The organism is Bradyrhizobium sp. cf659 (assembly GCF_900113725.1).
GTDB lineage: Bacteria > Pseudomonadota > Alphaproteobacteria > Rhizobiales > Xanthobacteraceae > Bradyrhizobium.
Genome location: NZ_FOQJ01000001.1, coordinates 661,631 through 679,834, shown reverse-complemented (window position 1 = coordinate 679,834; position 18,204 = coordinate 661,631). Strand labels below are relative to the sequence as shown.

Sequence of the window (18,204 nt, the reverse complement as noted above, 5' to 3'; positions counted from 1 at the left end):
CCTCAGCAAATCACCTAGCGCTCGAATCCGTTGGGGGAAAGAGAGTCGGTTTAGTTCGGACCAACCGAGCAGACGCTCCTTTTTCGGATTTCTTGAATTGTGTCGGCGTTCTTGGAGATTGCCCCTATGACCAAGCTTAGTGCATGCCAGTTCTACACTTCTGCCGAGGTGTATGCGAAGACTCCGTTCTCGGAAGTCTCGCAGTGGCGGCTGGAGCAAGCAGGGCGCTTTCCCAAGCGGATCACGATCACCCAGCGTAAGATCGTGTGGCGCAAGTCCGAAATCGATGCATGGGAGGCCGATCCAGAGGGTTGGCGCGCGCCTTCGGCGGAGGCTGCGGCATGAGCCGATTGCCTTCCTCATTCCGGCAACAGGACGTAACGCGAGCAGTTCGCGCGGTGCGCGCCGCCGGTGAGCCGGTCCGGCGGGTCGAGGTCGACAAGTCTGGCCGCATCGTCATCGTCACCGGCGAGCCGGACGTCGGCGACGAGCCGAACGAGTGGGACAAGGTCCGGTGAAGAAGCGATATCCGAAGTACACGCATGCTTTCGTAGACCAGGACGGGACGCCGCGATTCTATCTCCGTGTTCCCGGTCGGAAGCGGGTTCCGCTGCCGGGGCTGCCGTGGTCGCCTGAATTCATGGAGGCGCGAGAGAAGGCGCTTAATGCCGATTGGGAGGCGCCGCCGATCGGAGCAAGCCGCACCGTTGCGGGCACCGTCAACGCCGCGCTGATCAGCTATTACCAATCAGGCCCCTTCACGTCGCTGGCGAAGAGCACGCAGGGCAACCGTCGCGCTATCCTAGAGCGCTTCCGGAACGACCATGGCGATAAGCGAATTGCCATGATGCATGCGCAAGCACTCCAGAACATCGTGAATTCCAGGAGGCCGGCGGCGCAGCGCAACTTCGTCAAAACGATGCGCGGGTTCATTGATCATTGCGTGCAACTCGGGATGATCAAGGTGGATCCTCTGCTCGGTGTGAAGCGCGCCAAGCTGAAAAAAGCTGGCGGCTTCCACACCTGGACGGAAGAAGAAATCATCCAATACCGGAAGCGGCATCCTTCTGGCACGAAGGCGCGGCTCGCTCTCGAGCTGTTGTTGCAGACCGGGCACGCTAGATCGGACGTGGTCCGGATGGGCCGGCAGCATGTGAAGGGCGGCAAGCTCTCGATGCGTCGCCAAAAAACAGGCGTGCAGTTCGATATCCCATTGCTGCCCGATCTTAACGCAGAACTGAAGCTTCACCCTTCCTCCGGCAACCTCGCGTTTCTCACGACTGAGCTCGGCGAGCAGTTCACGGCGGCGGGATTCGGAAACTGGTTTGCCGACCGGTGCAAGGAGGCAGAAGTACCAGGGCGGGCGCACGGTCTCCGTAAAGCATCCGCGGTCCATCACGCACTCAGAGGTGCGACCGCGCCAGAGTTGATGGCGTGGTTCGGCTGGAAAACTATCACCGAGGCGCAACGCTACATCGAGGAGGCGAATCGTATCCGCCTCGCCGAGAGCGCTGGCGACAAGGTCAGAGCGGGAACAGCAATTGGCAAACCGCTGAGCCAGTTTGCCAAAAAGACCCGTAAGGCATTGAAAAATAAGAGGGTGAAATCGTGAGTGGCGATCCCAGCAGGACTCGAACCTGCAACCCGCGGAGTAGAAATCCGCTACTCTATCCAGTTGAGCTATGGGACCGTCTTGAGGCCGGGTCTTGAGGCCAGTCCTGGACCGGCATCGGCTACCGCCTGCCGGTCTTCTATCACGCCAAATATGAAAAATCCGCGCGTTCGCCAAGCCTGAACCGAACCGTTTTCCTCAAAGCCGCGACAAAGCGGAACGGTGGGGTGTCAGGGTGCCGGGTTGAGCGGCAGCGGACTGGACGATGGATCGCATCGCCGGGAACGCCGGCTAGCTTCCGGGACACGGCCGCCGGTCGATTGGTCAGGTATGGCCGCGCCATCAGGACGGCGTGCGCGGCAGTATCTTGATCGGTCTCCTCTGGGCTTGCCTTGTCATGGCGAATGCGACGATCTGCACCTCTGGTTCCATCGCCTTGAGTCGGTCACCTTTCCGCGCACTTCATTTGCCGCCGCGGCGTTCGTCCGCGATTTCCGGGAGTCCATCATGATCGGTCTGGTTCGCGCCGTCACATTCTGCGCCGCGCTGGCGTTCGGCCTTAGCGCCGCGCTAGCCGCTGACAAGGCCTTCAAGCGCGACGATCTCGCCGATTCCGCGATCAAGCTGGAGGCCCAGATCAAGAGCGAGGCGGGGCCGGTCGCCAAGACCGGCGCGACGCTGCGCACGGACGCCGACGCCGCTTTCAAGCGCAGTGATTTCCGTGCCGGCCTGTCCGTGCTCGGCCAGATCGCCGCCACGACGCCGGAGGATGCCGGCAACTGGCTGCGGCTTGCCAAGGAGATCTTCCAGATATTGCCCAAGAACTCGAGCGAGCAGACGTTCCTGCTGGAGCGCGCCTCGACCGCCGCCTACATCGCCTATATGCGCGCCGGCAATCCGGGCGAGGAGGCCGACGCGCTCGCGGTGCTCGGCAAGTCGCTGGCCGAGCGCAAGCTGTGGCGGCCGGCGCTGGACGCGCTGCGGCTGTCGCTCGACATGCGCGAGGTCGCCGACGTCCGCGGCCAATACGAGAAGATGCGCGACGAGCACGGCTTCCGCCTGCTCGACTATACCGTGGATTCGGATTCGGCCAGTCCGCGCGCCTGCTTCCAGTTCTCGGAAGAGCTCGCCAAGCGCACCGATTTCGCGCCGTTCCTCGCGCTGGTGGGCCAGGACAAGCCGGCGCTGTCGGCCGATGGCAAGCAACTCTGCGTCGACGGCCTGAAGCACGGCGAGCGCTACAACATCAACTTACGCGCCGGCCTGCCGTCCACGGTGAAGGAGGGGCTGCCGAAATCGGCCGAGTTCAACGTCTATGTGCGCGACCGAAAGCCCTTCGTGCGCTTCACCAGCCGCGCCTATGTGCTGCCGAAGACCGGCCAGCGCGGCATTCCCGTCGTCAGCGTCAACACGCCCGCGGTCAACATCAACGTGTTCCGGATCGGCGACCGCAACCTGATCAACACGGTGGTCGACAGCGACTTCCAGAAGACGCTGTCCAAGTACCAGCTCAGCGATCTCGGCGGCGAGCGCGGCGTCAAGGTCTGGTCCGGCGAGCTCGCGACCGCGATGACGCTGAACCAGGACGTCACCACGGCGTTCCCGGTCGACCAGGCGCTCGGCGAGCTTCAGCCGGGCGTCTATGTGATGACCGCCGCAGCCAAGGGCCCGGGCTCGGACGACGAGTACCAGCTCGCCACGCAATGGTTCATCGTCTCCGATCTCGGGGTGTCGGCCTATTCCGGCAATGACGGCATCCACGTGTTCATCAACTCGCTGGCCTCGACCGAACCGGTCGGCAAAGCCGAGGTGCGGCTGGTCGCGCGCAACAACGAGATCCTGGCCACTCGCAAGACCGACGATTCCGGTCACGTGCTGTTCGAGGCCGGCCTTGCGCGCGGCGAGGGCGGCCTGTCGCCGGCGATGCTGACGGTCACGGGCGAGAAGGCCGACTACGCCTTCCTCAGCCTCAAGACGAGCGCCTTCGATCTGTCCGACCGTGGCGTGGCGGGCCGCGCCGTGCCTGTTGGCGCCGACGCCTTCGTCTATGCCGAGCGCGGCGTCTACCGCTCCAGCGAGACCGTTTATCTCACCGCGCTGCTCCGCGACGGGCAGGGCAATGCCGTTACCGGCGGGCCGATGACCCTGGTGGTCGAGCGCCCTGACGGCGTCGAATACCGCCGCGCCGTGCTGTCCGACCAGGGCGCCGGCGGCCGCACGCTGTCCGTGCCGCTCAACTCGGCCGTCCCGACCGGGACCTGGCGGGTGCGCGCCTTCACCGACCCGAAGGGCTCTTCGGTCGGCGAGACCACTTTCATGGTCGAAGACTACGTCCCCGACCGGATCGAATTCGACTTGTCCGCCAAGGACAAGCTGATCAAAGCTAACGCTCCAGTGGAGCTTAAGGCCGACGGTCACTTCCTCTACGGCGCGCCCGCCTCAGGCCTCCAGCTCGAAGGCGACATGCTGATCGCGCCCGCTTCCGAACGCCCGGGTTTTGCCGGATATCAATTCGGCGTCGCCGACGAGGAGACCACCTCGAACGAGCGCACGCCGCTGGAGAACCTGCCCGAGGCCGACGCCAATGGCGTTGCCACCTTCCCGGTGACGCTGGACAAGCAGCCGGCTTCGACCCGCCCGCAGGAAGCCCAGATCTTCGTCCGCATGGTGGAGACCGGCGGCCGCGCCGTCGAACGCAAGCTGGTGCTGCCGGTCGCGCCCGCGACCGCCCTGATCGGCGTCAAGCCGCTGTTCGGCGACAAGAACGTGGCCGAAGGCGACAAGGCCGAGTTCGACGTCGTGTTCGTCTCGCCCGAGGGCAAGCAGCTCGCCCGTGACGGCCTGCGCTACGAGCTCCTGAAGATGGAGTCGCGCTATCAGTGGTATCGCCAGAACAATTACTGGGAGTACGAGCCGGTCAAGTCGACCTCGCGCGTCGCCGACGGCGATCTCACCATCGCCGCCGACAAGCCGTCGCGGGTCTCGCTCAGCCCGCAGCCCGGCCGCTACCGGCTCGACGTCAAGTCGAACGACGCTGACGGCCCGGTGACCTCGGTGCAATTCGACGTCGGCTGGTATTCCGACGGCAGCGCCGACACGCCGGACCTGCTGGAGACCTCGATCGACAAGCCGCAATACGCCTCCGGCGACACCATGACGGTGTCGGTGAACGTGCGCACCGCCGGCAAGCTCACCGTCAACGTGCTCGGCGACCGTCTGCTGACGACGCAGACCATCGACGTCAAGGAAGGCACCGCGCAGGTGAAGCTCTCGGTCGGCAAGGACTGGGGCACGGGTGCCTATGTGGTGGCGACGCTGCGCCGTCCGCTCGATGCCGCCGCCCAGCGCATGCCGGGCCGCGCCATCGGCCTGAAATGGTTCGGCATCGACAAGCAGACCCGCACGCTCCAGGTGAAGCTGACGCCCCCGGCGCTGATCCGGCCGAACGCGATGCTGAAGATCCCGGTCAAGCTCGACGGGCTCAATCCCGGCGAGGACGCCAAGGTCGTCATCGCCGCGGTCGATGTCGGCATCCTCAACCTCACCAATTACAAGCCGCCGGCGCCGGACGATTACTATCTCGGTCAGCGCCGTCTGAGCGCGGAGATCCGCGATCTCTATGGGCAGCTGATCGACGGCATGTCGGGCACGCGCGGCCAGATCAAGTCCGGCGGTGACGCAGGGGCGGCCGACCTCCAGGGCTCGCCGCCGGCGCAAAAGCCGCTGGCGCTCTACTCGGGCATCGTCACCGTCGCGGCCGACGGCACGGCGGAGGTGAGCTTCGACATTCCGGAGTTCGCCGGCACCGCGCGCGTGATGGCGGTGGCATGGACCGCGACCAAGCTCGGCCGCGCCAACACCGACGTCGTGATCCGCGACCCCGTGGTGCTGACCACGACCCTGCCGCGCTTCCTGCTCAATGGCGACCACGGCACGGTCAACCTCGAGATCGACAATGTCGAGGGCCAGGCCGGCGACTACGTCATCAACGTGAAGACGGGCGGCCCGGTGAAGATGACCGGTAATCCCGCAACCACGGTCAAGCTCGCCGCCAAGCAGCGCAACTCCTTCTCGCTGGCAATCGACGCGACGGCGGCCGGGCAGGCGACGCTCGACGTCGACATCAAGGGGCCGAACGGGCTTGCACTCGCACGGCACTATGCGCTCGACGTCAAGGCGGCGACGCAGGTGCTGGCGCGGCGTTCGATACGGACGCTGGCGAAGGGCGAGAGCCTGACGCTGACCTCGGACATGTTCTCCGACCTCGTGCCGGGCACCGGCAGCGTCTCGGTCTCGGCGAGCCTGTCCACCGCGCTCGATGCGGCGACGATCCTGAAAGCGCTCGACCGCTATCCCTATGGCTGCTCGGAGCAGATCACGAGCCGTGCCATGCCGCTGCTCTATGTCAACGAGCTAGCGGCCGGCGCGCATCTGGCCATGGACACCGAGGTCGACCAGCGCATCCGCGACGCGATCGAACGGCTCTTGGCGCGCCAGGGTTCGAACGGCTCGTTCGGCCTGTGGTCGGCCGGCGGCGACGACGCCTGGCTCGATGCGTACGTGACGGACTTCCTCACCCGCGCCCGCGAAAAGGGGTTTGCGGTGCCGGACGTGCTGTTCAAGAACGCGCTCGACCGCGTCCGCAACTCGGTCGTCAACGGCAACGAGCCGGAGAAGGACGGCGGGCGCGATCTTGCCTATGGCCTCTACGTGCTCGCGCGCAATGGCGCAGCTCCGATCGGCGACCTCCGCTATCTCGCCGACACCAAGCTCTCCAACCTCGCGACGCCGATCGCGAAGTCGCAGCTTGCGGCGGCGCTGGCCCTGGTCGGCGACCGCAACCGTGCGGAGCGGGTCTATGGTGCCGCGCTCGACTCGCTTGCGCCAAAGCCCGTGCTGGAGTTCGGCCGCACTGACTATGGCTCGCAGCTTCGCGATGCGGCAGCGCTGGTCTCGCTAGCCAGCGAAGGCAACGCACCGAGGGCGACGCTGACGCAGGCGGTGTCGCGGGTCGAGACCGCACGCGGGCTGACGCCCTACACCTCCACGCAGGAGAATGCGTGGCTGGTGCTGGCGGCGCGGGCGCTCGCCAAGGAAAACCTCTCGATCGAGGTCGACGGTCAGCCGGTCAAGACCGCGCTCTACCGCAGCTACAAGGCCGCGACGCTGGAGGGCAAGCCGCTGAAGATCACCAACACCGGCGATGCGCCGGTGCAGGCGGTGGTCTCGGTGTCGGGCTCGCCGGTGACGCCTGAGCCCGCGGCATCGAACGGCTTCAAGATCGAGCGCAGCTACTACACGCTCGACGGCAAGCCCGCCGACATCAGCAAGGTCAAGCAGAACCAGCGCTTCGCGGTGGTGCTGAAGATCACCGAGGCGAAGCCCGAGTACGGCCACATCATGGTGTCCGACTATCTGCCGGCGGGGCTGGAGATCGACAATCCGAAGCTGGTCTCGTCGGGCGACAGCGGTACGCTGGACTGGATCGAGGACGGCGAGGAGCCCGAGGATACCGAGTTCCGCGACGACCGCTTCACGGCAGCCGTCGACCGCGCCTCGGACTCCAAGTCGGTCTTTACCGTCGCCTATGTTGTCCGCGCCGTTTCGCCGGGTAAATACGTATTGCCGCAGGCTTATGTCGAGGACATGTACAACCCCTCGCGCTACGGGCGGACGGGCACGGGCAATGTCGAGGTGCGGGCGGCGAAGTGAGTGTTTGGAATGACTGACGCTCCGATCTCAACTCGTCATTCCGGGGCGGTGCGCAGCACCGAACTACGGTGCGCAATTGCGCGCCTGAGAATCTCGAGATTCCGGGTCTGGTCCTTCGGACCATCCCGGAATGACAACAGCGGAGTGCAGGGCAGGGGCCATCGCCTCCTCTCGGCAGCAGCACTCACACTCATCCTCGCCATCATCACCTTCGTCGGCTGGGTCTACGCGCTCGGCCCGTTGCCACTCGACGAGTCCCGCCAGGTCTCCACCACCATCGTCGACCGCAACGGCAAACTGCTGCGGGCCTATGCGATGGCGGACGGGCGCTGGCGGCTTCCGGTCGACGCCAACACGAACGTCGATCCGATCTATCTCAAACTGCTGCTCGCCTACGAGGACCAGCGCTTCTACGCCCATGACGGTATCGATCCGCTGGCACTGGGCCGTGCCGCGTTGCAGCTCGGAACGCGCGGCCAAATCGTGTCCGGCGGCTCGACCATCACCATGCAGCTGGCGCGGCTGATGGAGCCGCGGCGGCAGCGCTCGCTCTATGCAAAGCTGCGGCAGATGGTGCGCGCGATCGAGATCGAGCGGACCCTCGGCAAGAGCGAAATCCTCGACCTCTATCTCGCGCTGGCGCCGTATGGCGGCAATCTCGAAGGCATCCGCGCCGCCTCGATCGCCTATCTCGGCAAGGAGCCGAAGCGGCTGTCGCTGGCCGAGGCTGCGTTGCTGGTCGCGCTGCCGCAATCGCCGGAGACGCGCCGGCTCGACCGCTATCCCGATGCGGCGCTCAAAGCCCGCGATCGCGTGCTCGACCGCATGGTCGAGGAGCATGTGGTCAGCCCCGAGGACGCAAAGCAGGCCAAGGCCGTGCCCGTGCCGAAACTGCGCAAGCCAATGCCGATCCTGGCGCCGCATGCTTCCGACACCGCGTTTGCAACGGTCAAGGATACGCCTGTCATCAAGCTGACGTTGGACGCCAATCTCCAGAAGGTGCTGGAGCCGCTGGCGCGCGACCGCGCCGTTGCGCTTGGGCCGAACATCTCGGTCGGCATCATCGTGGTCGACAACGAGAGCGGCGACGTGCTCGCGCGCGTCGGCTCGGCGGATTATTTCGACGAGAGCCGGGCAGGGCAGGTCGACATGACGCGCGCCATTCGCTCGCCGGGATCGACGCTCAAGCCCTTCATCTACGGCCTCGCCTTCGAGGACGGCTTCGTCCATCCCGACAGCCTGATCGACGACCGCCCCGTCCGCTTCGGCTCCTACGCGCCGGAAAATTTCGACATGACGTTCCAGGGTACGGTGCCGGTGAAGAAGGCGCTGCAATTGTCGCTGAACGTGCCGGCGATCGTGCTGCTCGACCGCGTCGGCGCGAGCCGGCTGGCGTCGCGGCTGCGGCAGGCTGGCGGCAATCTGGTTCTGCCGAAGGACGAAGCGCCCGGGCTCGCCATGGGCCTGGGTGGCGTCGGGGTGACGCTTCAGGACCTCGCCCAGCTCTATGCGGGCTTCGCCCGGCTCGGCACCACCAAGCCGCTGCGCGAGGTCGTGGCTGCCAAGGACGACCGCGACCCGCTGCGGCTGCTGGATCAGGTCGCGGCCTGGCAGGTCGGCAACGTGCTGCTGGGCACGCCGCCGCCGGAAAATGCCGCCCACAACCGGATCGCCTTCAAGACCGGCACCTCCTACGGCTATCGCGACGCCTGGTCGGTCGGCTTCGACGGCCGCATGACCATCGGCGTCTGGGTCGGCCGGCCCGACGGCGCGCCGGTTCCCGGCCTGATCGGACGCGTCGCCGCCGCGCCGATCCTGTTCGACGCCTTCGCCCGGACCGGCAAGACGCTGACGCCGTTGCCGAAGCCGCCCAAGGGAACCCTGGTCGCCAGCAACGCAAAACTGCCGTTGCCCCTGAGGCGGTTCCGCCCGGTCGGGGAACTGGTGCGGAGCGGCGGCGAGCAGGCGCTACACATCCAGTTCCCGCTGAACGGCTCGCGGATCGACGTCGATCGGTCGGCTGGCTCTGAGGCCGCAGCCATGCCGGTCAAGGTCGCCGGCGGCGTCCTGCCCATGACCGTCATGGTTAACGGTACGGCGCGCGGCGAGATCGACGGGCGCCGCCAGCGGCTGATTGATCCGCCCGGTCCGGGCTTTGCGCGGCTCACCGTGATCGATGCCACTGGCGCCGCGGACACAGTTGTCATTCGAATTCAGTGACCCGGCCTTAACCGGTTGTCGGAATGACGGTTTCAGCGTAAGCGGAACCAATGGCCGAGACCTTCCCCAGCCCCCGTTTTGGAGCCCCCCGCGAGCCGAAATCGCCCGTAAATCCGGGCAGCCGGCTGGTGTCGATGCTCGATGTCGCTACGGCCAGCCACGCCCGCGCGGTGGCCTTTCTGGTGCTGTGCGCGCTGCTGCTGTTCCTGCCGGGCTTCTTCACGATCCCGCCTGTCGACCGCGACGAGGCGCGCTTTGCCCAGGCCACCAAGCAGATGGTGGAGAGCGGCGACTATGTCGACATCCGCTTCCAGGAGGACGTCCGCTACAAGAAGCCGGTCGGCATCTACTGGCTGCAATCCGCGGCGGTCGAAACCGCCGCGGCACTCAAGCTGCCGAAGGCCGAGTTGCGGATCTGGGTCTATCGGCTGCCCTCGCTGTTAGGGGCGATCGGCGCCGTGCTCATGACCTATTGGGCGGCGCTCGGCTTCGTCACGCGGCGCGGCGCCGTGCTCGCGGCACTCCTGATGTGCGCCTCCGTGCTGCTCGGCGTCGAGGCGCGGCTCGCGAAGACCGACGCGATGCTGCTGTTTTGCGTGACCGCCGCGATGGGCGCGATGGCGCGGGCCTATCTGTCGTGGCAGCGCGCCGAGGACGAGACGCATCCGCCCTGGAGCTGGCCCGCGATCTTCTGGACCGCGCTCGCCGTCGGCATCCTGATCAAGGGCCCGCTGATCCTGATGTTCGCAGGCCTGACCATTGTCGCGCTCGCGATCCAGGACCGCGACGCTTCCTGGCTGTGGAAGCTGCGCCCGCTCTGGGGCCTGATGTGGATGCTGGTGCTGGTGTTGCCCTGGTTCGTCGCGATCTTCTGGCGCGCGGGCGATGCCTTCTTCGCCGATTCCGTCGGCGGCGACATGCTGAGCAAGATCGGCGCGCAGGAATCCCACGGCGCGCCGCCCGGACTGTACCTCGCGCTGTTCTGGATCACCTTCTGGCCGGGCGCGCCGCTCGCGGCGATGGCGGCACCTGCGGTGTGGCGGGCGCGGCGTGAGCCCGGCGCGCAGTTTTTGCTGGCCTGGCTGATCCCGTCCTGGATCGTGTTCGAGGCGGTGCTGACCAAGCTGCCGCATTACGTGCTGCCGCTGTACCCGGCGATCGCGATCCTGACCGTCGGCGCGCTGGAGCGGCGCGTGCTGTCGCGCTCCTGGCTGATGCGCGGCTCGGCCTGGTGGTTCGCGATCCCCGCGGCGGCCTCGATCATCGCGGTGGTCGGCGCGGTGATGCTGACGCGGCAGCCGGCTTTCGTGGCCTGGCCGTTCATCGCGGCGTCGCTGATCTTCGGCCTGTTCGCCTGGTGGCTGTTCGACACCAACCACGCCGAGCGCTCGGTGCTGAACGCGCTGGTCGCTGCCCTGATGCTGGCGGTCGTGGTCTACGGCATCGTGCTGCCGTCGCTGACGCCGGTGTTTCCGAGCATCGAGGTCGCGCGCGCGCTGCGCAACGTTACCTGCGTCGGGCCGAAGGCGGCCGCTGCCGGCTATCACGAGCCGAGCCTCGTGTTTTTGACGGGCAGCCAGACGCTGCTCACCGACGGTTCGGGGGCGGCGGACTTCCTGCGGCAGGGCAGCTGCCGCTTCGCGCTGATCGAGCAGCGCTCGGAGCGCAGCTTCGTGCAGCGCGCCGAGGCGATCGGGCTGCGCTACAAGGTCGGCGCGCGCATCGACGGCTACAATTTCTCGCAAGGGCGCGCGATCTCGATCTCGATCTTCCGCTCGGAAGGCACCGAATAGGATGCCGGCTTCGACCAACATCGCGCCGCGCGCGGGCTATCCCGCGCAATTGCTCGCCGTGTCCTGGCATGCGCTGGCGCAGCTTGTCCGCACGCCCTCGCACTCGCGCCGTGCCGAGGCCGCCCGAAAGCTGGCGCGGCATTCGCTGTGGCTCAGCGTGGCAGGCGCAGCCCTGGTCATTGCGCTGATGCTCGCGTTCGACCAGACCGAGATCCAGCTGATGCCGGCGCGCGGCACGCCCGGCCTGTGGCCGATCCGCATCCTGACCGATTTCGGCAAGGACGAGTATGTGCTCTCGGTGCTGGGGGTCGCGCTGGTGGCGCTGGCAGTCGCTGCGGCAGGGTTTCACGGAACCCGCCGCGCGCTGCTGCTCGGCCTCGGCACGCGGCTGCAATTCTTGTTTCTGTCCGTTGCCCTGTCGGTGTTCGTCACCGAGATCCTGAAATATCTCATCGGCCGCGGGCGTCCGTTCGTCGGCGGCAAGGCCGATCCGTTCAATTTCATACCGTTCGAGGGAACGGGGGCCTATGCCAGCCTGCCATCAGGCCATGCGGTGACGGCGTTCGCCCTGGCGTTTGCAGTCTCGGCGCTGTGGCCGCGGCTGCGCGTCTTCATGTTCACTTACGCAATCGTGATCCTGCTGACGCGCCTGGTGCTGCTCGCGCATCATCCGAGCGACGTCGTGGCCGGCGCCCTGGTCGGCATGGTCGGCACCATGGCGGTCCGCTACTGGTTCGCGGCCCGGCGGCTCGGCTTCGCCATCCGTGCCGACGGCACCATTGTGCCCATCGCAGGGCCGGTCTCGGGCCGCCTCAAAAGGGTTGCCCGCGGGGCCTCCGCCCCATAAAAGCGGCTGCCTGCCGGGGCCACCGGTTCCCCGAGGCGCAGGCCAATTCCAACCACGAGCCTCATTTGTCGACGTCCCAGCCTTCGGTCTCCATCGTCGTTCCCGTGCGCAACGAAGCCGACAACATCGCGCCCCTGATCGAGGAGATCACAGCGGCGCTCGACGGCCGCTGGGATTACGAGATCATCTACGTCAATGACGGTTCGACCGATACGACCGGCGAGCGGCTCAATGCCATCATGGCGCAGCGGGGCAATCTGCGTCAGCTCCGTCACGCGAAATCCGGCGGCCAGTCCGCCGCCGTGCGCAGCGGCGTGCGCGCCGCGCGCGGCGCGATCGTGGCCACGCTGGACGGCGACGGCCAGAACAATCCGGCCTTCCTGCCGGACCTGATCGCGGCGGTCGAGAAGGGCGCCCGTGTCGGGCTCGCGGCGGGCCAGCGCGTCGGACGCAAGGACACGGGGTTCAAGAAATTCCAGTCGCGCGTGGCGAACAAGGTCCGCAACGCCATCCTGAAGGACGGCACGCGCGACACCGGCTGCGGGTTGAAGGCGTTCCGGCGCGAGGTCTTCCTCGCGATGCCCTATTTCGACGGGCTGCACCGCTTCCTGCCGGCGCTGGTGCGGCGTGAAGGCTACGACATCGCCTATGTCGACGTGATCGACCGGCCGCGCCGCTCCGGCGTGTCCAACTACGGCTTCTTCGACCGGCTCTGGATCGGGATCATGGATCTCGCCGGCGTGTGGTGGCTGATCCGCCGCAAGAAGCCCACACCAGACGTGACCGAGGTGACGGCATGATCATCCAGTACGGCCAGGCGCTGAGCAACTATCTCTACGACGTCTTCGTCGCCAAGTTCGACTTCTGGCTCGCGTTCGGCCTGGTCGCGCAGCTGTTCTTCACCGCGCGCTTCCTGGTGCAGTGGATCGCGAGCGAGCGCGCCGGCAACAGCGTGGTGCCGATGGCGTTCTGGTTCTGCTCGATGGGCGGCGGCCTGATGACACTGGTCTACGGCGTCGTGAAGCGCGAGCCCGTGATCATCCTCGGACAGGCGCTGGCCACGGTGATCTACATCCGCAACATCATGCTGATCATCAAGAACCGCGGCCGCGCGTCGAAGACGCTGGAGCGTTGATCAAAGACTGCGTGCGGCAGGGCATCCGGATTTCACGATCGGCATGCGCAAATTATCGATAGTCCTGTTCGTGTCGGTTGTCCTGGTCGGCCTGGTCTTGCTTGGGCTCGGCCTTTTCGAGCTTGGCAGCACCGTCGCATTCCTCGCAAGAGCCGAGCAGACGGACGCGCGTTTCTCCGGCGCTGTCGCGCGAAGCGGCGGCAATCATGGTGGGACGTTTCTCTATTCGACGTTTCAATTCGTGACGGGCGACGGCCGCTCGATGACATTCACGTCGTCGTCAGGATCGACCGCGCAGCCCTATTCGGACGGTGAACGGGTCAGGATCGCCTACGATCCCCGCCGGCCCGAGGATGCGCGGCTGCTGTCGTTCCTGACGCTGTGGATCGCTCCGGTCCTGCTTTGCGGCGCGGGCCTGCTCCTGGCAGGCGGCGCGGTCATTCTACGTGCCGGGCTAGCGCGGCAGCGCCGAGGCCGCGCCTGACGCGGGCAGGGTGGCCGTCTCGGCCTCGGTCCTGCGATACGGCTCGCCCGCGGCATCCAGCACGGGATACGCGACCGAGCAGATATGCGAGTGGATGCGGCGCAGATCGCGCAGCACGTCGAGGTGCAGCGAGGTGGTCTCGATGGTCTCGGGGCGGCCCTCGCGCAGGCGGTCGAGATGGCGCTCGACGGCGGCAAGCTCGGTGTTCTTCAGCGTGGTCTTCTCCACCAGCAGCTTGCGCGCTTCATTCGCATCGCCCGACATGAACACGCCGAAGGCGATCCGCAGCGATTCCATCGTGCGCTTGTGGAAGGCGGCGAGCTCCTCGGAGCCCTCGGCCGAGAACTGGAAGCGGCGCTTGATCTTCTTGGTCGCAAGCTCGCTCAGACTCTTGTCGATGATGTCGCCGATGTGTTCGAGGTTGATGGCGAAGGAGATGATCTCCATCGCGCGCCGCCCCTCGCTCTCGTCGAGGCTGCCCCGCATCAGTTTCGTCACGTAAAGCTTGATGGCTTCATCCAGGCCGTCGACGACATTGTCCATCTTCGAGACCTGGTCGACCAGGGCACGGTCGCCCGTCATCATCGCGGCCATGACCTTGCGCAGCATCACCTCGACGAAGTCGCCCATCCGCAGCGTCTCGCGGGCGGCGTCGGCGAGCGCCAGCGAGGGCGTCTCGAGCGCGGTCTCGTCAAGATAGCGCGGGCGGGTCGGGTCGGTCTCCTGCACGCGATCGGGCAAGAGGCGGGTCAACAGGCGCGACATGGTGTCGAGCAGGCCGATGAAGATGATGGCGGTGCCCACATTGAAGGCGATGTGAAAGGCCGCCGTCATCCTGGCAAGATCCGGCTGCCAGGCGTGCATGTGCTCGGCGATCACGCTCAGAAATGGCAGCACCAGTGCAATCCCGACCACGCGGTTGACGAGATTGCCGACCGGCAGGCGGTAGCTCGCGGGATCGTCGCGCCTGGCCCCTTCGAACACGGGGTTGATGGCGCTGCCGAGATTGGCCCCCAGCACCAAGGCCAGCGCTGCATAAGGCGTGATGAATTGCGAATAGGCCAGCGACATGATCAGCAGCACGCTGGCGACGCTCGAATGCACCGCCCAGGTGACGAGCGCGGCGACGACGATGCACAGGATGGGATCGCCCGTGATCGCCGCCATCGCGACGCGCACGCCGGGCGCGTTCTCGGCCGGCGCCAGCGTGTCGAGCAGGATGTGCAGCGACAGCAGCATCAATCCGAGGCCGATGCAGACGCGGCCGATGTCCTTGATCCGCGAGCGCGGTCCGGAGCGGAAGGCGAACAGGCCGAGCACGAACAGCACGGGCGCGACGGCGGCGATGTTGAACGAGAGCACCTGCACGATCAGCGTCGTGCCGACATTGGCCCCCAGCATGATGGCAAGCGCGGCGGCGAGGCCGACGAGGCCCTCGGCGGTGAACGAGCTGGTGATCAGGGCGGTCGCCGTGCTGCTCTGGAGCAGCGCGGTGAGCCCGAGGCCGGCGGCGAAGGCGCTGATACGGTTGCCGAGCGCCTTGCCGAGCAGGCGGCGGAGATCCGGGCCGAAGGCGCGCAGGATCCCGCTGTGGACCATGTGCAGGCCCCACAACAACAGCGCCACGCCGCCCATCAGATCGAGCAGAACCAACGTTCCCATGCTCCGTGTCCGGACTAGAGTCGATTGGTGAAGCTAGCGCCAAATGGTTGAGGATCAAACCATTTGTTGGCGCGTCGGCGTTAACGCTTGCGGCGGCTGCGCGTTCCCGAGGCGCGGATGCCGCGTCCTCAGGCGCGATGCCTTGTGAGCAGGCTCACATTGCCGCTTTGAGGGCAGCGAAGCCGCGATCGAGATCGGCCTTGAGGTCGTCGGTGCTTTCGAGGCCGATGTGGAGACGCAAGGTAGGGCCGCCCGGCGCCCACTTGGTCGCGGTGCGATAGCCGTCGCAATCGAAGGGAATCGCAAGGCTCTCGAAGCCGCCCCAGGAGAAGCCCATGCCGAACAGCTTGAGCGTGTTGAGCATGGTGTCGACGGCCTGCTGCGGCGCCGGCTTCAGCACGATGCTGAACAGGCCGGAGGCGCCGGTGAAGTCGCGCTTCCAGATGGCGTGGCCGGGATCGGTCTCGAGCGCCGGATGCAGCACGCGCGCGACCTCGGGACGGGCGGCGAGCCAGCGCGCCATGTCGAGGCCGGAACGATGATGCTGCGCGAGCCGCACCGACAGCGTGCGCAAGCCGCGCAGCGCCAGGAAGACGTCGTCGGGCCCGGCGCACACGCCGAGCAGGCGGATGCCCTCGGCAATCTGCGGCCAAGCCTTGGCATTGGCCGAGATGGTGCCGAACATGATGTCGGAATGGCCGCCGATATATTTGGTCGCCGCCTGCATGCTGATGTCGACGCCCTGCTCAAGCGAGCGGTGATAGAGCGGGGTTGCCCAGGTGTTGTCGTCGATGACGAGCGCGTCGCGGGCATGCGCGACCTCGGCGATGGCGCGGATGTCGGGCATCTCGAACGATTGCGAGCCCGGCGCCTCGACCAGAACCGCGCGGGTGTTGGGCTTGAACAGCTTGTCGATGCCGGCGCCGATCAGCGGATCGAAATAGGTGGTCTCGACGCCGTAGCGGGCGAGCATGCCGTTGCAGAAATTGCGTGTGGGTCGATAGACATTGTCGCAAACCAGAATGTGGTCGCCGGTCTTCAGCACCGAGAGCAGGGTGGTGGAGATCGCCGACAGCCCTGATGGCACGATGCCGACCCCGGCGCATTGCGGCCCCTCCAACGCCGTCAGCGTGTCCTGGAAAGCCCTGGTCGTCGGGGTGCCGTGGCGGCCGTAAGTGAACTCGCCGCGATGGGCATGCAGGTCCTCGGCGGTCGGATAGAGCACGGTCGAGCCGTGGAACACCGGCGGATTGACGAACCCCTTCTGCGCCTTGGTGTCGCGGCCGGAGGTCACCAGCCGGGTCTCGGCCTGCTGCTGGGAGGGGTGCGAGGAATCCATGCGTCTGCTTTCAAAACTGCGTTTCCGCCAGGCGCGATGCGCCCCGCGGGCCGGCCGAAAGGCCGCTGTCGTTAATAACAGAACACAGAAGAGTCCCGTCAACCCCTTGACCCGGCTCGCCAGTCGTTCTGTGATGCGCAGGTGCTATTCAGTCGCCGCATGTTGAGGGGCCTGCCGCGACCTTCGATCCATCGTCTGACCGGACCTTGCGCCACAGCCATAATGGCGGGCGCCTGCGGCGGGGATTAAGGTATGGCCTCCCGAGATCGGCGAGTGTTCGGCAAGGTTTTCCAGCATGACTCTTGCAGGGCTCACCCTGGCAGAGACGATCCTGAGACAACATTCCTGACCTTGAGACGACCTTGAAAGGCCTTCACCCCATGAAACGCGTAACCCTGGCTCTCACTCTTGCTCTCGCCGCCGGCCTGACTGCCCAAGCCGCCGATGCGCAAACACTCAAGACCGTCAAGGACCGGGGCACGCTGTCCTGCGGCGTCAGCCAGGGCCTGCCGGGCTTCTCCGCACCCGACGACAAGGGCAACTGGACCGGGCTCGACGTCGACGTCTGCCGTGCGATCGCGGCGGCCATCTTCAATGACCCGACCAAGGTCAAGTTCGTGCCGACCTCGGCCAAGGACCGTTTCACGGCGCTGCAATCCGGCGAAATCGACGTGCTCTCGCGCAACACCACCTGGACCATCTCGCGCGACACCTCGCTGGGCGCCAACTTCACCGGCGTGACCTACTACGACGGGCAGGGCTTCATGGTGAAGAAGTCGCTCAAGGTGAATTCCGCGCTCGAACTCAACAGCGCCTCGGTCTGCGTGCAGACCGGCACCACCACCGAGCAGAATCTGGCCGACTACTTCAAGGCCAACAACATGAAGTACGAGGTGATCGCGTTCGGCACCAACGACGAGACGGTCAAGGCCTATGAGGCCGGCCGCTGCGACGTCTTCACCACCGACCAGTCGGGCCTCTACGCCAACCGCCTCAAGCTCGCCAATCCCAATGACCACATGGTGCTCCCGGAGATCATCTCGAAGGAGCCGCTCGGCCCGATGGTGCGCCACGGCGACGACCAGTGGTTCGACATCGTGAAATGGACGCTGTTCGCCCTCGTCACCACCGAAGAGCTCGGCGTGACCTCGAAGAACGTCGACGAGAAGGCGAAACTGGAAAGCCCGGAGCTGAAGCGCGTGCTCGGCAGCGACGGCAATTTCGGCGAACAGCTCGGCCTGACCAAGGACTGGGTGGTCCGGATCGTGAAGGCGGTCGGCAATTACGGCGAGGTGTTTGATCGCAACGTCGGCGCGGGCTCGCCGCTCGCCATCAACCGCGGTTTCAACAATCTCTGGAACAAGGGCGGTCTCCAGTACGCGCCGCCGATCCGCTGATCC

General features: G+C 66.2%; 13 protein-coding genes and 1 tRNA gene. 11 read left to right on the top strand and 3 right to left on the bottom strand.

Annotation, left to right across the window (positions count from 1 at the left end):
- The first annotated feature begins 126 nt into the window (after positions 1 to 126).
- From BM118_RS03260 to BM118_RS03255, 3 genes are read left to right on the top strand one after another with little or no spacing between them, the layout of a single operon-like run.
- Positions 127 to 345: a helix-turn-helix transcriptional regulator gene (locus BM118_RS03260; protein WP_092182143.1), complete on the top strand. Its 219-nt coding sequence runs from the start codon at positions 127 to 129 to the stop codon at positions 343 to 345.
- Positions 342 to 518: a hypothetical protein gene (locus BM118_RS41130; protein WP_177233983.1), complete on the top strand. Its 177-nt coding sequence runs from the start codon at positions 342 to 344 to the stop codon at positions 516 to 518. The genes BM118_RS03260 and BM118_RS41130 overlap by 4 nt, the downstream gene beginning before the upstream one ends.
- A complete protein-coding gene (locus BM118_RS03255; protein ID WP_092182140.1) occupies positions 515 to 1,612 on the top strand; it encodes a tyrosine-type recombinase/integrase in 1,098 nt (365 codons plus the stop codon). Before BM118_RS41130 ends, BM118_RS03255 begins: the two co-directional genes overlap by 4 nt.
- Position 1,613: 1 nt before the next feature.
- Here the strand turns inward: BM118_RS03255 and BM118_RS03250 are convergent.
- Positions 1,614 to 1,690 (bottom strand) — tRNA-Arg (locus BM118_RS03250).
- A gap of 429 nt (positions 1,691 to 2,119) precedes the next feature.
- Between BM118_RS03250 and BM118_RS03245 the strand changes: the two genes are divergently transcribed.
- The 7 genes from BM118_RS03245 to BM118_RS03215 all read left to right on the top strand — a co-directional run bounded on the left by BM118_RS03245 (position 2,120) and on the right by BM118_RS03215 (position 13,803).
- Positions 2,120 to 7,324 (top strand): alpha-2-macroglobulin family protein, encoded by a 5,205-nt coding sequence (locus BM118_RS03245; RefSeq protein WP_092184235.1) that lies wholly within the window; start codon positions 2,120 to 2,122, stop codon positions 7,322 to 7,324.
- Between the two features lie 9 nt (positions 7,325 to 7,333).
- The gene (gene pbpC / locus BM118_RS03240; protein ID WP_092182137.1) at positions 7,334 to 9,544 is read left to right on the top strand and encodes a penicillin-binding protein 1C; all 2,211 of its coding nucleotides are present in this window, start codon (positions 7,334 to 7,336) and stop codon (positions 9,542 to 9,544) included.
- A 50-nt stretch (positions 9,545 to 9,594) separates the two neighbouring features.
- A complete protein-coding gene (locus BM118_RS03235) occupies positions 9,595 to 11,337 on the top strand; it encodes an ArnT family glycosyltransferase (protein WP_092182134.1) in 1,743 nt (580 codons plus the stop codon).
- A 1-nt stretch (position 11,338) separates the two neighbouring features.
- Positions 11,339 to 12,184 (top strand): phosphatase PAP2 family protein, encoded by an 846-nt coding sequence (locus BM118_RS03230; RefSeq protein WP_092182131.1) that lies wholly within the window; start codon positions 11,339 to 11,341, stop codon positions 12,182 to 12,184.
- A 65-nt stretch (positions 12,185 to 12,249) separates the two neighbouring features.
- A complete protein-coding gene (locus BM118_RS03225) occupies positions 12,250 to 12,984 on the top strand; it encodes a glycosyltransferase family 2 protein (protein WP_092182128.1) in 735 nt (244 codons plus the stop codon).
- Entirely contained in the window at positions 12,981 to 13,319 is a 339-nt protein-coding gene (locus BM118_RS03220) for a lipid-A-disaccharide synthase N-terminal domain-containing protein (protein WP_027542719.1), read from the top strand. The genes BM118_RS03225 and BM118_RS03220 overlap by 4 nt, the downstream gene beginning before the upstream one ends.
- Before the next feature lie 43 nt (positions 13,320 to 13,362).
- Positions 13,363 to 13,803 (top strand): DUF3592 domain-containing protein, encoded by a 441-nt coding sequence (locus tag BM118_RS03215; RefSeq protein WP_092182125.1) that lies wholly within the window; start codon positions 13,363 to 13,365, stop codon positions 13,801 to 13,803.
- Here the strand turns inward: BM118_RS03215 and BM118_RS03210 are convergent.
- Both BM118_RS03210 and metC read right to left on the bottom strand, forming a co-directional pair.
- The gene (locus BM118_RS03210) at positions 13,774 to 15,465 is read right to left on the bottom strand and encodes a Na/Pi cotransporter family protein (RefSeq protein WP_092182122.1); all 1,692 of its coding nucleotides are present in this window, start codon (positions 15,463 to 15,465) and stop codon (positions 13,774 to 13,776) included. The genes BM118_RS03215 and BM118_RS03210 overlap by 30 nt on opposite strands.
- A 154-nt stretch (positions 15,466 to 15,619) precedes the next feature.
- On the bottom strand, positions 15,620 to 16,804 hold the full coding sequence (gene metC / locus BM118_RS03205) for a cystathionine beta-lyase (RefSeq protein ID WP_092182119.1): 1,185 nt from the start codon (positions 16,802 to 16,804) through the stop codon (positions 15,620 to 15,622).
- Between the two features lie 380 nt (positions 16,805 to 17,184).
- Between metC and BM118_RS03200 the strand changes: the two genes are divergently transcribed.
- Positions 17,185 to 18,201: an amino acid ABC transporter substrate-binding protein gene (locus tag BM118_RS03200; protein ID WP_092182116.1), complete on the top strand. Its 1,017-nt coding sequence runs from the start codon at positions 17,185 to 17,187 to the stop codon at positions 18,199 to 18,201.
- The last annotated feature ends 3 nt before the right edge of the window (positions 18,202 to 18,204 follow it).